The following is a 14,506-nucleotide window of genomic DNA, read 5'->3' on the forward strand; positions in this document are numbered from 1 at the left end:
ATACTTGCGGTGCAGGATGTTGGTTATTGGCTGGGCGCTGCGGTTGAACGGGCGGCACGCCTGAAGGCTGCTGCGCCGAAGCCGCAGGCCAGAGGGCGCGAGAGGCTCCGAAAATTCCCTGAGCAGGGCTGCCGTTCTGCCTGCGATGCTGCCGTTGCCGGATAGCGCGGCACGCCGGTTTTGCGGCTGTCTGGTCGAGCTTGGCGTGGGTGTTGGGGCAGGGCGCTCGTGACCGCCATACGATCGAGGATCTGGCGGCGGATCTGGACGGGCGCGCTTTTGAAGTGGTGACGGCTAGACAAGGATGGATACTGCGTGCCAGGTCTGCCTATGCACCGGTGATCCGGGCTGCGGCCTATCCCGGAGAACAGGTGCTGGACCTAAACGAGTTCGATGTCGCGGCGCCGACGGCCACCGCCTATCACTAGAATCCTTAGTCAGAACACCATGACAACAACCAATCCCGGAATTGGCGCGCGGCAGGGCGTAGAGACGTGTGGTCGCGGCTGATCAGGAAAAAGTGCTCCGGGCCGCGGATCGGCGGGTGCCCCAGGCACGGGACTAGCCCGGCGGCTTGCATAGCCCTGTCACTCGCAGGCGCACGTGCAATGGCAATTGCATTGCCACCTTGCGCCATGCCTATCGCTGTAGAGGTGTCGTCGGTGTACACGAACTTTGGCGCTTCGGGATGCAGCTTGTAGTGATCAAACAGGAAATTCCAGCCCGCGCGCTCAGGCGCGACCTCTATCAGGCGAAACTTCAGCAGATCCGCGGGCGATTTGATGTCCTGGACGATCTCCGGACGGGCAACCGGGTAGAGGCTCTCGCCTACTAGAACATCGCTGTCTAGCCCGGCCGTTTTCTGTCGGCCAAATACGATCTCCAAATCGTTGAAATAAGGCGAATTATCCAGCCGTCGGAAACCGGTGTTCAATGTCACAGCCACGTTTTCATGCTCTTCTAGAAACTCGGGCAATTTTGAGGCCAGAAGCCCCTGCGCAAAGATCTGCACCGACTGGATGAAAACCTGCTGAGTGGGGCTCTGACCGAACAACCCCCGGGTGGCGTTCTCAACCGATTGCAACGCCTGCTGGACCAGCGGAAGATAGGCGACACCGGCATCCGTCAACACGACGGATCGCGCATGCCTTTCGAACAGAGACCGGCCTAGCCGTTCCTCCAGCGCTTTGATCTGCTGGCTTACCGAAGGGGTGGTCATATTCAATTCCTGCGCGGCGCGCGTAAAGCTTTCGTTGCGGGCTGCGGCTTCGAAGACGCGCAGCCAATTGAGGGAGGGGAGGGCAATAGGCATCCTCAAAGGTTAGGTGTTTCCTAACCTCAGTGTCCAGAAAAAGGCGTACTTGTAAGGCGAAACAACGCGCTATCCCGTCAGCGGCGGCTGAGGTTAAGGGATTTCAACTCATTCCTTGAATTACGGGCATGTCTCTCGCGACGGACCCGTCTAGCCGTATCCGGTTTTCGGACTCGATGCTGCCAATACGAATGGGCGGTGAATGCAAGCAGAATGGGAAGCGTGCGATGAAGAACATTTATACTTTTGGCCGACAGATGGCCAAACGCAACTTTACGGTAAAAGACCTTCAGGATCTGAAACACTCGGACGGTCCTGCCCTGACGATGTGCAACCCGGGCAACGCGGCCGAAATTCAGGCCTGCGTCGAGGCTGGTATCGACACACTGACTATTCGTGATGACCAGATCGAAATGGCACGCGAAATCGCGCCGCATCATTTCGCGATAAGCGGCATGAACTATTGGGGCGAATTCGTCACCAAGGATGATTTTCTGCGGCACGCCATCAGCTGTATGGAACGGGGCGCCGACGCCTATTATTGCAGCAGATCGTATGCTGTGATCGAAACCCTTGCGCGAGAGGGCATTCCGGTCCAGGCACATCTGGGCCTGGTGCCATCGCTCAGCCATTGGGCGGGGGGCCTACGTGCCTTGGGCCGCACCGCGGATGAGGCCATGAAGATCTATGAGGACTTCAAGCGCTGCGAGAACGCGGGCGCCTTTGCCTGCGAGATCGAATGTGTGGCCGATGAGACGCTGCAACTGCTTAACAAGCGCACGTCCATTGTCACCGTTTCGCTGGGCTCGGGCAGATCCGGCGATATCGTTTCGCTGTTCATGGCGGATATCTGCGGCGAGGCGGATATCAAGCCAAAACACGCCCATGCCTTTGGCGATCTCTCTCCGATCCATAAGCAGCTTTATGATGCTCGGGTCAAAGCCCTGTCTGCCTTCCAGAGCGAGGTCAGCACTGGCTCGTTCCCTTATGCCGAACAGACGATCCGCATAAAGGACGGAGAGCTGGAGAAGCTGGAAGAGGCGCTGGATAAGCTCTGATCCGGCCCGGCGCACGCCTTTGGGCGTTCTCAACCAACACAGATTTCTTTCGGCCTCCCTTTGGGATGGGGGGCACGTGATAGCAATGGAGGACAAGATGTTATCGCAAGAACAGATCAATACTTATGAAGAAGACGGCGTTGTGGTGCTGCGCGACGTATTTTCGCCCGATTGGCTTGATGTCGTGCGCAAGTCGATTGACTATGGCCGCGCCAATCCGGGGCCGATGTATCTGGATTATTCCAAGGATACAAAGCCAGGTACCTATTGCGCCGATATGTGGATCTGGCGCGAGAATGAGTACATGAAGGATTTCATTTTCAACTCTCCCGCGGCCAGGATGGCCGGCGAGGCGATGCAGGTAGAGTCCATTGCGCTGATCACCGACAACTGGATGGTGCGCGAAGCAGGCGCTGTGAACCGCGCTCCCTGGCATCAGGACAATCCGTATTTCGACGTCAGCGGCAAATGGTGCGTGCTGTGGATGGGACTGGAACCCGTTGGCAAGGGTGGCGGCGTCGTGTTTCTGAAAGGCTCGCATAAATGGGGGCGAAAGTTCATGCCGCTGAGCTTTGCTGGGGCAGGTCAGAAGGCACCGACTGTGGAGGGGTATGAGCCGACGCCCGATTTCACAGCGGATCTGGATCAACATGAAGTGCTGGAGTTCGAGCTGGCCCCAGGTGACTGCATGATCTTCGATTCACGCACTTTGCATGGCGCTCCCAATCCGGTGCCGCCAGCTGAAACGGTCAACCGCCTGACCATGCGGTTCGCACAGGGCGACGCACTTTACGAAAAGCGCGGGGTCTGGACGGATGAGCAGACCAAGTATTGGGACGCGCATGGAATGAAAGAGGGTAATCGCCTCGTAGAAGGCAGCCTGCTGCCCCTTCTCTGGCAGCGTGACTACAACTGATATTACTATAGCCCCCGGCCAAATGTACTTGGCCGGGAAAACTTGCCGGGTGGCTTCGATTGGATAACACCTTTTGAAAACTGCGGAATCTACCTCGAAGATCGGCGCGTCTGTATTTGTCACGGCACGAGCCATCAGTTGCGCCGGTGACTGCCGGCTGTTCAGCCCTGATGGCCGGAGGCGCCGCGTGTTTTGCAGCTGCTCACAACTTGGAAAGCCCTTGTTTAAGATGCTCCGCGAAGCCCGAAGTTTCCATATGCTTCCGCAGGCGCTGGTTATATCCTCCGGGCGTGTTCAGGGCCTGGATCAGATGCTGGCAATCCGAAGTGGCTTGCAGGCTAGAGCCGACTAGAACACGCAGAAACGCTTCGCCCTGCTCGGCATTTTCAATATTCTCTCCCAGCCATTCCCCGGCCTGCTGCACCATGACAGTTGCCGGTGAAAGTACCGCTTGCGCGGCAAGATAGGAGGCGAGCTCCCCTTCATCCTTTATTTGAAAGATAGAATTGCGTGCCCCAAAAAGCTCATTGGTGATTGCAGCATCGCCCAGGACCAAGATTGGAGATCCTCCGGTGGCAATGCCTGGGAAAGGGATCATATTAGCCACGGCCTCCGCCGGCGCCACCATTTCCGTCAGCTCTTTGAGCGTCGGACCGGACATGAGTGATACGATCTTTTGGTCTGACCTGAATGTCAGGGAAGATAGAGCGGACCTTGCTTGGTCAGCCATTAGGCCCAGGAAAATGATGTCACTCGCATCAAGGACCTTTTGATTGTCGGCGACGGTCACATTTTCAAATTTTCCAGCTAGCCGGGAGGAGTGCGCTTCTCCGCGGTGGGAAACAGTGATTTGGTGACCGTCCTCAGCCATCCCATCGACAACAGCGGCAGCTATGGTGCCTGTTCCAACAATTCCAATCCTCATAGCAGCACGCATTCTCCTCCAGTTTGTTGCGTTGATAAAAAATGTTAGAACTCAACGTTCTAAGCGTTTGCTAGCTCCCTGCGGAAGCGGCCGCAAATATCGCCGTACGGTCGGCAGGAATTCTAGTGAGGCGTGCCGCTGGCGCAGAGGGAGCATCATACCCGTCCCGCGCATTCTCTCGTTCCTGTTCCTTAGTCAAAGCAAAGGCCGGCTAAGTGAGGCAAAGCCAGAAGAATTGATCGGCTCATGGCTTGAAGAGCTCTTTCGATTGCGACCTCGGCCAAATGAGCCTAGTGGCTTCGGCTTTCGGTATCTGCCAGCAAGTGTTTCTTGATCAACTGGTAGCCATACCCAATTTGAATTCTTTGAATGTGCCCGATTGCAGCTATGTCTTCGCGCTCCAGAGCGATCAAAAGGTCTGAAGTCTCTTCGACCAGCGCCTCATAGACTGCAGGCCCAGCTGTTTTCTCCATGCGGTGCCAAACACTGGAGGCTTGAAAATATGCCTGGCTCCAGAACTCACGAAGTATCGTATTGCCGATCAAAGAGGCGATCAGGGTTTGCAGCCTCTGATTCAGCGACACGAACTTCAGCGAATCGGCCTGTTCATTCAGCTCGATTGCGCTTTGGTGAATCGAGCGCGCCTCCTCATAGTGGTGGCGCTCAATAACTGCAGGTGACAGCTTTCCAATCAGCGTGGCCAGCTCCATCCTCATCTCATAAAGATGGTGGATCCGCTTGTCGGAAAGCTTAATGACAACTGTTCCGACCCCATTGCGCGTTTCAACCAATCCAAGATGGCCGATACGCGCAATTGCGTCCCGGACCGGCGTCCTGCTGACCCCAAACTCCTTTGCTAGCACTGCTTCCTTCAGTTGATCGCCTGGCTGGTAGTGGGCGAAGCAGATACGTTGAAGGATCTGATGTTGAATCTGATCAACGGTCGTTTTGGGTTGTGATTCGACATTCGGTTCAGCGATAGCCAAGGTTTTTTGCCTTCCATTTTGCCGGGTCTCTTAGTGGTTTCGTTTCAATGCTCTCTCAAGAGGCGCCCGTATCCGAGGATACTATCTTCGATCCCTGCTTGTCTAAGTACATCCCAAGCCATGGCCTGGTTAGAACAGACAACCGGTTTACTCAGTGCCTTTTCGAGCTGCTCAACAACTTCAATAGAACGGAGAGCACCGCAACTGATGAATACAGCCTCAGCTTCATCAGAATTCACAGAACACGCTAGTTGCTTGATCGTTTCCGGCCGTACCCGGATCATGTCGCTGTCCCGCTCAAGGTTCAATCCATGAATATTCGTGACCTCGAATCCGCGGTCTTCGAGGTATTCCTTTTCTTGCAGATTAACCTCGTCCAGATAGGGCGTGCAAACGGCTACTTTCTTTACATTTAGCGCTGTTAAAGCGTTGATCACAGACGTGATTAGGGAAGTGGCAATGGCATTCGGCGCACCTTTGCGCAGTTCCTGAAACACCTTGTCTTCTCCGAGCACCAAGCTGCCCGAAGTGCATGCGTAGCTGACCACATCGAGACTGCCATCAGGCAGCAAGGTAGATGCTGCGCGCGCAAGATCGCCGCCCACGCCAGTCAGGCTTTCCACCGTAATGCTGTCGGGAATGGTCACGCGAGTGAAATGGGCGCCGACGCCTTTGGGCATGAGGGCCATCATGTCTTCTTCGATCGTTTGCTCTGTGGCCAACAAGACGAAACCAACCTTAGCCCGGTAGTGACGGCCTTCATCAAACATGTTTTGTGTTGGGTTTTTCTTTAGCTGCATGCATCAGACTCAATATGGGCGATTTTTGTACACATAAATCCACTGTTGACATATAGCTGTATGCAGGTCAAGTTCTCGAACAGCCTGCCAGGGGGGTCTCCATGTGCAGGCATCGTTCGCATCTAAGGGAGGTATCTTCGCAAATGCAGGTATCGAAAATTCTGAAAACTGGCGCTGTTGCGCTCGGACTGGCCGGGTTCACCGCGTCAAGTTCATCGGCTCAGGACATCATCCTCGGCCACGTCATGGACCAGGAGCACATCTTCCACAAAGTCTCGGAGCAGTTCATCGAACGCCTCGACGAATTGTCGGGCGGCACCATGACGGTTTCATATCATCCGGGTGGCGACTTGGGTGACTGGACGTCGATCGTGGAGCAGGTTGCACAGGGTGCGGTTCAGATGACCATGTCCTGGAACCACTCTGAGCTCGATCCGCGTTGGGATGTTTCGATCCTTGGCTATATCGCCAACGACTGGGAGCAAGGGAAAGAAGTCTATGGCCCCGGGTCGACCATGAATGAAGTCTACAACGGCATCATGAACGATCTGGGTATGGAACTGCTGGGCACCATCCCGACTGACTTCACCGGCTTTGTTGTCCGCAAGGGTGTCGATACCCCGGTCAACTTCCCGGCCGATGCCGAAGGCTTTAAGATGCGCGTGCCTGGCCAGCCGATGGCCATCGAGCGTTACAAAGCCACCGGCTTCTCGGCCGTTCCGATGGCCTTCTCGGAGGTGCACACAGCGCTCCAGACCGGAGCAATTGACGGCCGGGCCTATTCGCCGCCGTCTGAAGTGCTGCTGTTTAAAGACGTCTTGAGCTCCTACGTCTTCACCCGCGAAAACTTCGAACACACTTTCTGGAATGCCAACAAGGCGTGGTTCGACAGCCTGAGTGAAGAGCAGCAGGGCTGGATCAAGACCGCTGCGGACGAAGCCGTGACCTGGGCTTGGGAAAATGCTGAAGCTGAAAGCCCGAAATGGTTCGAGCAAATCAAGGAAGCTGGCATCGAAGTGGTAGAGCTGACCCCGGAGCAGCTTGAGGCCTACCGGTCCAAGATCGTCGCCGTCGAATACCCCTACATGGAAGGCATCATCGGTGCCGAGGTTATGGGCGAAATCAAGAAAGCCGCTGGTGTGGAATAACACAACCTGCTCGGGAAACGCAGCTGAGGAGTGTTGCGTTTCCCGTCACGGCGCGGGAGGAAACCATGACAAAAGAATTATTACATACTGACAGCCTTGATAATCTGACGACACCGGCACCAATCGTTCCGGTTCCGCCGGCAGATGAAAAGGGCGCTCCTGTCTATCGCGGGTTTAATGGGCTATACACCGTTGAAGCCACGATCGCTTGGGTCATGCGCGTAATCATGTTTGTTGCAATGATCTCGCTGGGGCTTGTCATGGCAGCGCAAGTGTTCATGCGTTACGTGATTTCGTCGCCCTTCCTCGGGATTGAAGAGATGGCGCCGATGCTGGCGCTCTGGATCTACTTCATCGGGATGGCCTACTGCTCACGGGAACGCGACCACATTGAGGGCGGTGTGATGTCGCTTGTGTTTCAAAACCGCAAGACCCTGCTGGCGTTCCGGCTGCTCGGATCAGTAGCCTGCCTGATCGCATTGGCTGTCTTCGCAAAGTACGCCTGGGATTTCGCGTCGTTCAATTTCAACCTGAACCGCAAGAGCTCTTACATGAAGCTGCCTAAGTATCTTTGGGACTTCAGCATGATCTTCGGCTTTGTGCTGATGAATTTCTATATGCTCCTGCAAATTTTCCTCGAAGCGCGCGCGCTTGTCACCGGCAAGGGAGGCGAATGACATGACCCTATTCTTCATCGCTATTGCACTGGTCATTATTCTGCTGCTGATTGAGGTTCCGGTTGGTTTTGCCTTCGGGATAGGGGCTCTTGCCTTCGGTAGCTTGCAAGGCACCAATATCTCGTTCCACGCGGGCTTCGGTTACTCTCAGGTTAGCGCTTTTTCGCTGCTGGCAATTCCGCTCTTCATCCTTTCGGGGACTCTAATGGGCGCTTCCGGTATTTCCGAGAGGTTGCTGGATTTCGTCAATTCCTTTGTTGGCCGTACGAAAGGCGGGCTAGGTGCAGTGACCGTTGTGACTTGCGCCTTGTTCGGAGCCATCTCCGGCTCCGCTTCGGCTGCCATCGCTGCGATTGGCAAGATCATGGTGCCGCGCATGATCAATGAAGGTTATCCGCCGGGCCATGCTACGGCGCTGGTCGCTGTGTCCTCGGTGCTGGCGCTGATGATCCCGCCGTCTATTCCAATGATCGTCTTTGCCATTGCGATCCGGGAAAGCGTGGCCAAAGCGTTTCTGGCGACAATGGGCCCAGGGATCCTGCTGGCGATCATCTATTGCGCATTGAACTTCTGGTTCTTGCGCAAGAACACCACGATCACCGTGGCCGAGAAAATGCCCTTTTCGGAAACCGTTAAGGATATCGGCCGCACCGGCAAGCGGGCGAGTCTGGCAATCATCATGCCGATCATCATTCTGGGTGGCATCTATTCCGGCATTGCGACTCCGACAGAAGCTGGATCGATGGCATTGGTCTATACGCTCGCAGTCGGCATGCTGATTTACCGCACGCTGCCGTTTGACCGCTTGTTTGACTCGACGGTTGAAGCGGCCCGGCTGACCGGTGCGATCCTGATGGTATTGTTCTTCCTGTTCGTTATGAGCCGCGGCATGGTGCTGGCTAAGGTACCGACCCAGTTTGCCGACCTGCTGCTCACGATTTCGGAGAACAGAATCGTCATCCTGCTGCTGATCAACTTGCTGTTGCTGATTATGGGCATGATCATCGACGACGTGTCGGGCGGTGTTCTGGCAGCCATCATCCTGTTGCCGGTGACGCAGAAAATCGGGCTGGACCCAATCCACTTCGCCGCAATTGTTGGGACGAACCTGGGGCTTGGCAATATCTCTCCGCCCTGTGCGCCGCTGCTCTATATGGCAGGTGGGGTCACCCGGCAGCCCTTGTCCACCTACGTCGGTCCAACCATGAAGTTCCTGCTTCTGGGGCATTTGCCGATGGTCTTCATCGTGACCTTCGTACCGCCGGTTGCCCTGTTCCTGCCGGGACTGCTGGACTGATTTTGCTCCCCGCCTGCCGGCGGGGTCCACCCCAACTTACCGGGATAAGGCGCTGCCCGCTCGGGAGGCCTGTCTTCGGCTGTGTCCGAAAGTCCCGATCGACTTAGCTAGTGAGGAAAACCAACATGCTTGAACACGCGAAACAAAGAACAATTGAACTTCAGGCCCGTATGAAAGAGGCGGGTATTCAGAAGGCCGTGTTTACCGACGAAAGCTCAATGGCGTATTTGGCCGGTTTCTGGGGTTATCTGGGGATCGAGTTCGGCCGCCCGTCGATGCTGGTCGTGGATGCGGACGATGCGCCCATCGTCATCACTCCGCTGATGGAATCTGAAATGGTCGGGGCAATGACCTGGGTTGAGGACGTGCGCACCTGGGAAGACATCGGTCAGCGCACGTGGGGCCGCGCTCTGGCTGGTGCACTGGGTGAAAACCCGTCTGAGATCTGGGTCGAAAAGGGTTCGATTCCTGCGATTGTCCGCAACCACCTGGACGAAACCTATGCAGGCGTGCCGCTCAAGGACATCTCTCCTGTGCTGGGCGCAATGCGCACCATCAAATCGCCGCTTGAGATCGAGGTGATGAAGCAGGCCGGTGAAATCGCAGGTGCGATGATGCTGGCGGCGCATAACTCGCTGAAAGAAGGCGCGCAGGAATATGAAAGCGCGCTGGCCGTGATCGATGCCGGTTCGCGCAAGGCCGCGGGTTTCCTGACCGACAAAGGCTGGGACAGCTTCGTGTCGCCGATGATCCACAACCTGCAGATCGTGCAAAGTGGCAAGAAAACCTCGATGGTGCATGGTCGTGCCAGCGTGAAGGCCTATGAAAAGTTCGATCCGGTCTATTTCTGCTTCTGCAACATGGCGCAGTTCAAACAGTACAAGCTGGGCTTTGACCGTATGTTCCACGTCGGCGACGTCAAGGATCTGGACCGCAAAGTACAGCAAGCCGCGATTGACGCGCAGCAGGCCGCGATCAACTCGATCCGTCCGGGGATTCTGGCCGAAGATGTCGCTGCTGCCGCAAACGAGGTCTATCAGGAACGCGGCTACGAGACCGGCTACCGCACCGGCCGTTCCATCGGCGTTGCCTATCTGGAAGCGCCTGAACTGAAAGCAGGTGACAAGACTGTGCTGCAGCCGGGCATGACCTTTGCCGTCGATGGCGGCATCTCGGTTGATGGCGTTACCGCAGGCCGGATCGGCGACTCGATTGTCGTGACCGAATCCGGGTTCGAATACATCACCAACTATCCCCGCGAAATTCTGCTCAGCAAGTAAGGGCACATTTGATGAAAGACATGATCATGAATTCCATGCCTTTTCCCGCGGACGAGCTAAAGGCACGCGTTGACCGCGCGTGCCAGGCCCTGGCGGATAACAATCTGGACGGTATCCTGATTTCGGTTCCCGAAAGCATCTATTACCTGACCGGTATGGATCACTGGGGCTTTTTCGCCGCGCACGTCGTGATCCTGAACCGCAATGGTGAGATGGGTCTGGCCTGCCGTGCGATGGAAAAGATCACCTATGATAATCAGGTGAACAACGCTGCGTTCTACGGCCACAAAGACCATGAGGAACTGTCTGATTACGTGCATCAGGCGATGAAAGACCTGGGCATCATGGGCGGGCGCGTCGGCATCGAAAAGCGCAGCTTGTTCCTGACCCCGCGCCATGCCGAGCGGATTCAGGACGACGGCGCCGGTACGCAGTGGAGCGATGCCTCGGGCATCATCGACGATATTCGTCTGGTGAAATCGCCGCTTGAGATGGAGTACACTCGCAAAGCCGCCCGCGCTGCCGATATGGGTACGCTGGCCGCGATCGAGGCCGTGCGTGATGGCGCATCGGACTACGAAATCTCGGCCGCTTACCACAACAAGATGATCCTTGAGGGCAGCGAGTATCCGGGTTTCGGCCCATTCTTCCGCCCCACCACCCGTCTGGGTGAGGAGCACACCACATGGCGGGGTGACACGTTCGGCAATGGCGATGCGGTCTTCATGGAAACCTGCGCGGCATACCGCAAGTATCAGGCACCGATGGGTCGTCTGGTCTATGTCGGCGATGCGCCTGACGGCGCCCATGAATCTGCTGAACTGGCTATCCGCGGCATGAAAGCCATCTGTGAGGCGCTGAAACCCGGTAACAAAGCAGGCGATGCTTATGATGCTTGGCGTGATGTTGCTGCCAGCGCCGGTCTGAACGATTACCACCGCCATCATTGCGGCTATCTCGTCGGCATCGGCTTCCCGCCCAGCTGGACCGGCGGCTCGATGGTAACCTCGCTGTTCCCCAACTCGGAACGCAAGATCGAGGTCGGCATGGTGGTGCACGCCCACTCCTGGTTCACCAACACCGAGGTCACCGACTACTTCATCTCGAACACTGTGATGGTGACAGAGAACGGCGGCGAAGTGCTGACCAATCAGACGCCGGAAACCCTGATCCTGCGCTAAAACATTATGGCGTGCCGGATCTGGCGCGCCATCCCCTCTGGACGCTTTTGCCCGAGAATCCACATGGAAAAACTGACCAAAGAAACGCTGACAGGGATCTGCAGCCAAATGGCTTCGCATGACTGGAGCGATGCTGAAATCAACGAACTCGTCGACCCGCAGCTGGGCATCATCACCGGGTTTCAGGACCTGCTGGATGAGCTGGAAGTCCTGCGCAAAATCGACCTCGGCACAACCCCGCCCGCTCTAACCGTGCAGAAACGATAGACTAATGACCACCGAGATTGCTTTTGACACTGTGCGCAGCCTGAAATACAGGCTGGCTGCCCGGGAAATCACCCCCGCCGAACTGGCCGGTGTGTTCGCTGATCGTATTGAGCAACACAACGACCGCTCAAAGGCGTTCATTACCGTCACGGACAAGACTGCGCGTGCGGATGCCGCTCAGCTGACCGTCGATGATCTGGCAGCGTCACCTTTTGCCGGTATTCCCTATGCTTCGAAAGACTTGTTCGATGTGAAGGGCGTTCTGACTTCTGCTGGTTCCCGGGTGTTCCACGATCGCATTGCAACCGAGGACGCCTTTGCCATCGCTCAGATGCGCAGCGCTAAGGCCGTCAGCATGGGCAAAGTCAACTTGCATGAGTTCGCTTATGGCGCCACTGGTGAGAACGAAGTTTATGGCACCTGTGTCAACGCCTATGACACAACCCGTCTGGCGGGCGGATCTTCGTCGGGCTCGGCCGCGGCAGTGGCCTTTGGCCTAGTGCCTGCGGCGCTTGGCACTGACACTGGCGGATCGGTGCGTGCGCCTGCCGCACTGAACGGGCTAGTCGGTCTGAAGCCCACGATTGGCCGTGTGCCCACCACAGGTGTTGTTCCTTATTGCTGGACGCTGGACCATGTTGGCCTGATGACCCGGGACGTGGCCGATTGCGCAGATTTCCTGAGCATTGTGGCGGGATATGATCCTCGTGACCCTGGTGCGCAGAACATACCTGTCGACAATTATGCCGCGGCCTTGAATCATGACATTGCAGGCCTGAAAATCGGAATTCCGTCGAATTTTTACTATGAACGCACGGATCCGGAGATTCTGGCGGCGATGGAGCAGGTCAAGTCCTTCCTCAGCCTCAAGGGTGCTGAACTGGTCCCCGTTAAATTCCCTGATTTGGAGCATAGCCGCGCGGTGTCGCTGACCGTGCAAATGCCGGAAGCATTGAGCGCGCATTCGGCCTATCTGCAGGAGCGCGGTGATCTTTATGGACAGGATTTCCGCGCCGGTCTGGCGCTGGGGCAGACCCTGCTGGCCGAGCACTATGTCCGGGCCAAACGGTTCGTGGAAATGTACCGGCAGGAAACAAATGCGCTGTTCGACGATGTCGATCTGATCCTGACCCCGGCCACTCCCGAAATCGCTCAGAAAGTCGGCACCGTGAAAACCACACGCGACGGCGTGGACGAGGCGGTTGGCAATGCGATCACCCGCTTTACCACCTTTTTCAACATGTCCGGCCACCCGGCGCTGACAATGCCCTGTGCGATGCATTCCGAAGGCCTGCCCATCGCATTGCAACTGGTGGGCCGGTATTTCGAGGAAAGCACAGTCTTGCGTGCTGCACATGTCATCGAGAGGGATGGCGCCTTTTCGATCCCGCTCCCGAAAGTGGACGGCTGACAATGGTTCTTGCTCTGCTCAAATACGGCCTGTCCCGGCGTTATCCGGCAAAGGAAGAAATCCCGCAAACGCCGGACCTGAAACCGCATTATGACGTGGTGATCATCGGCGGCGGCGGCCACGGGGCGTCTCTGGCCTATCATCTCGCAGCCAAGCACGGCATCACCAATGTGGCGATCCTGGAAAAGAACTATCTGGGCGGCGGTAACACCGCCCGGAACACGACGGTGATCCGGTCGAACTATATCGACCAGCGCTCAATCAAGTTCTATGCCAGTTCGTTGCGGCTCTATGAAAACCTGGCCAATGAGCTTGACTACAACCTGATGTATTCCCGCCGGGGCCAGCTGACGCTGTCGCATTCCGACGGTGTGTCCCGTGCGCTGCGCCTGCGCGCCGACAGCGGCACGTTCCATGGCGAAGCGAACGAGATCCTGGATCGTCAGCAGATCAGGGAGCTGGTGCCGTCGCTGAATCTGGATATCGAAGGTGCTCCGGTCCTGTGCGGTCTGTGGCACCCGAACGCAGCCACGGCCCGGCATGACGCTGTGGCCTGGGGCTATGCGATCCGGGCCTGTGACCGCGGTGTGGAGCTGCACCAGAAAACCGAGGTGACGGGGCTGGAAGTGACCGGCAACAAGGTCACCAAAATCCGCACCAATCGCGGCGATGTCTCAGCGGGAACCGTTATTCAATGCGTGGCCGGGTATTCCTCAGTGCTGGCGGCCATGGCCGGGCTGAAACTGCCGATCAGGTCCTACCCATTGCAGGCGATGGTGACGCATCCGGTGAAGCCGTTCCTTGATCCGATGGTCAGTTCCACAGCGTTGCACTGCTACATCTCGCAGTCGGCCCGCGGCGAGCTGGTGATCGGCGGCGGGTCCGACCCGTATGAGCTGTATAACACCCGTTCGACCCTTGATTTGAAGGAGGGTCTCGCGGCCTCAGCGCTGGAAATGTTCCCGTTCATTGGGGAGATGAAGATCCTCCGCCAATGGGCCGGGATCACCGACATGACGCCGGATTACAGCCCGATCATGGGGCCTTCGCCCATAGACAATTACTGGCTGGATGCCGGCTGGGGCACCTGGGGGTTCAAGTCTACCCCGGCCAGCGGATTTTATCTGGCGCAGGCGATAGCCGAAAACCGGGTACCCGACATGATCAAACCCTTCCAGCTTGACCGGTTCAGCCGGTTCGATCTGGTCAACGAAATGGGGGCCACTGCGGCCAGTCACTAAGGACTAC

The 14,506-nt window shown here is 56.9% G+C and carries 15 protein-coding genes; 11 read left to right on the top strand and 4 right to left on the bottom strand.

The genetic code is table 11. The annotated features are described in order from the left end of the window. Window positions 1-200: 200 nt before the first annotated feature. Window positions 201-428: a hypothetical protein gene (locus ACXAHG_RS15535; RefSeq protein WP_475058714.1), complete on the top strand. Its 228-nt coding sequence runs from the start codon at window positions 201-203 to the stop codon at window positions 426-428. A 5-nt stretch (window positions 429-433) separates the two neighbouring features. Here the strand turns inward: ACXAHG_RS15535 and ACXAHG_RS15540 are convergent, their stop codons facing one another. Beyond that, window positions 434-1,312: a LysR family transcriptional regulator gene (locus tag ACXAHG_RS15540; protein ID WP_475058716.1), complete on the bottom strand. Its 879-nt coding sequence runs from the start codon at window positions 1,310-1,312 to the stop codon at window positions 434-436. Between the two features lie 257 nt (window positions 1,313-1,569). On the opposite strand from ACXAHG_RS15540, the gene ACXAHG_RS15545 reads away from it, so the two are divergent. Together ACXAHG_RS15545 and ACXAHG_RS15550 are read left to right on the top strand one after the other, a co-directional pair. Next, window positions 1,570-2,370: a 3-methyl-2-oxobutanoate hydroxymethyltransferase gene (locus ACXAHG_RS15545; protein ID WP_475058719.1), complete on the top strand. Its 801-nt coding sequence runs from the start codon at window positions 1,570-1,572 to the stop codon at window positions 2,368-2,370. 97 nt (window positions 2,371-2,467) lie between these two features. Then, window positions 2,468-3,286 (top strand): phytanoyl-CoA dioxygenase family protein, encoded by an 819-nt coding sequence (locus ACXAHG_RS15550; protein WP_475058723.1) that lies wholly within the window; start codon window positions 2,468-2,470, stop codon window positions 3,284-3,286. 202 nt (window positions 3,287-3,488) lie between these two features. On the opposite strand, the gene ACXAHG_RS15555 is transcribed toward ACXAHG_RS15550, so the two are convergent. The 3 genes from ACXAHG_RS15555 to ACXAHG_RS15565 all read right to left on the bottom strand — a co-directional run bounded on the left by ACXAHG_RS15555 (window position 3,489) and on the right by ACXAHG_RS15565 (window position 5,967). Further along, window positions 3,489-4,223: an NAD(P)-binding domain-containing protein gene (locus ACXAHG_RS15555; protein ID WP_475058726.1), complete on the bottom strand. Its 735-nt coding sequence runs from the start codon at window positions 4,221-4,223 to the stop codon at window positions 3,489-3,491. A gap of 278 nt (window positions 4,224-4,501) precedes the next feature. Next, a complete protein-coding gene (locus ACXAHG_RS15560) occupies window positions 4,502-5,197 on the bottom strand; it encodes a GntR family transcriptional regulator (RefSeq protein ID WP_475058729.1) in 696 nt (231 codons plus the stop codon). Between the two features lie 44 nt (window positions 5,198-5,241). Next, a complete protein-coding gene (locus tag ACXAHG_RS15565; RefSeq protein WP_475058732.1) occupies window positions 5,242-5,967 on the bottom strand; it encodes a maleate cis-trans isomerase family protein in 726 nt (241 codons plus the stop codon). Between the two features lie 275 nt (window positions 5,968-6,242). Between ACXAHG_RS15565 and dctP the strand changes: the two genes are divergently transcribed. From dctP to ACXAHG_RS15605, 8 genes are all read left to right on the top strand, one after another. Beyond that, entirely contained in the window at window positions 6,243-7,145 is a 903-nt protein-coding gene (gene dctP / locus ACXAHG_RS15570) for a TRAP transporter substrate-binding protein DctP (protein ID WP_475058735.1), read from the top strand. A 65-nt stretch (window positions 7,146-7,210) separates the two neighbouring features. After that, the gene (locus ACXAHG_RS15575) at window positions 7,211-7,822 is read left to right on the top strand and encodes a TRAP transporter small permease (protein ID WP_475058738.1); all 612 of its coding nucleotides are present in this window, start codon (window positions 7,211-7,213) and stop codon (window positions 7,820-7,822) included. A 1-nt stretch (window position 7,823) separates the two neighbouring features. Then, a complete protein-coding gene (locus ACXAHG_RS15580) occupies window positions 7,824-9,119 on the top strand; it encodes a TRAP transporter large permease (protein WP_475058740.1) in 1,296 nt (431 codons plus the stop codon). A 125-nt stretch (window positions 9,120-9,244) separates the two neighbouring features. Further along, complete coding sequence (locus ACXAHG_RS15585) at window positions 9,245-10,399, top strand: M24 family metallopeptidase (RefSeq protein WP_475058743.1); 1,155 nt, start codon at window positions 9,245-9,247, stop codon at window positions 10,397-10,399. Between the two features lie 11 nt (window positions 10,400-10,410). Beyond that, entirely contained in the window at window positions 10,411-11,580 is a 1,170-nt protein-coding gene (locus ACXAHG_RS15590; RefSeq protein ID WP_475058745.1) for a M24 family metallopeptidase, read from the top strand. 108 nt (window positions 11,581-11,688) lie between these two features. Beyond that, window positions 11,689-11,847, top strand: a complete 159-nt coding sequence (locus ACXAHG_RS15595; protein ID WP_475058747.1) for a hypothetical protein — start codon at window positions 11,689-11,691, stop codon at window positions 11,845-11,847. A gap of 4 nt (window positions 11,848-11,851) precedes the next feature. Then, a complete protein-coding gene (locus tag ACXAHG_RS15600; protein ID WP_475058749.1) occupies window positions 11,852-13,258 on the top strand; it encodes an amidase in 1,407 nt (468 codons plus the stop codon). A 2-nt stretch (window positions 13,259-13,260) separates the two neighbouring features. Continuing rightward, the gene (locus ACXAHG_RS15605) at window positions 13,261-14,499 is read left to right on the top strand and encodes an FAD-dependent oxidoreductase (protein WP_475058752.1); all 1,239 of its coding nucleotides are present in this window, start codon (window positions 13,261-13,263) and stop codon (window positions 14,497-14,499) included. Window positions 14,500-14,506: the final 7 nt, after the last annotated feature.

It is taken from the genome of Leisingera sp. ABD4_442 (assembly GCF_056160905.1).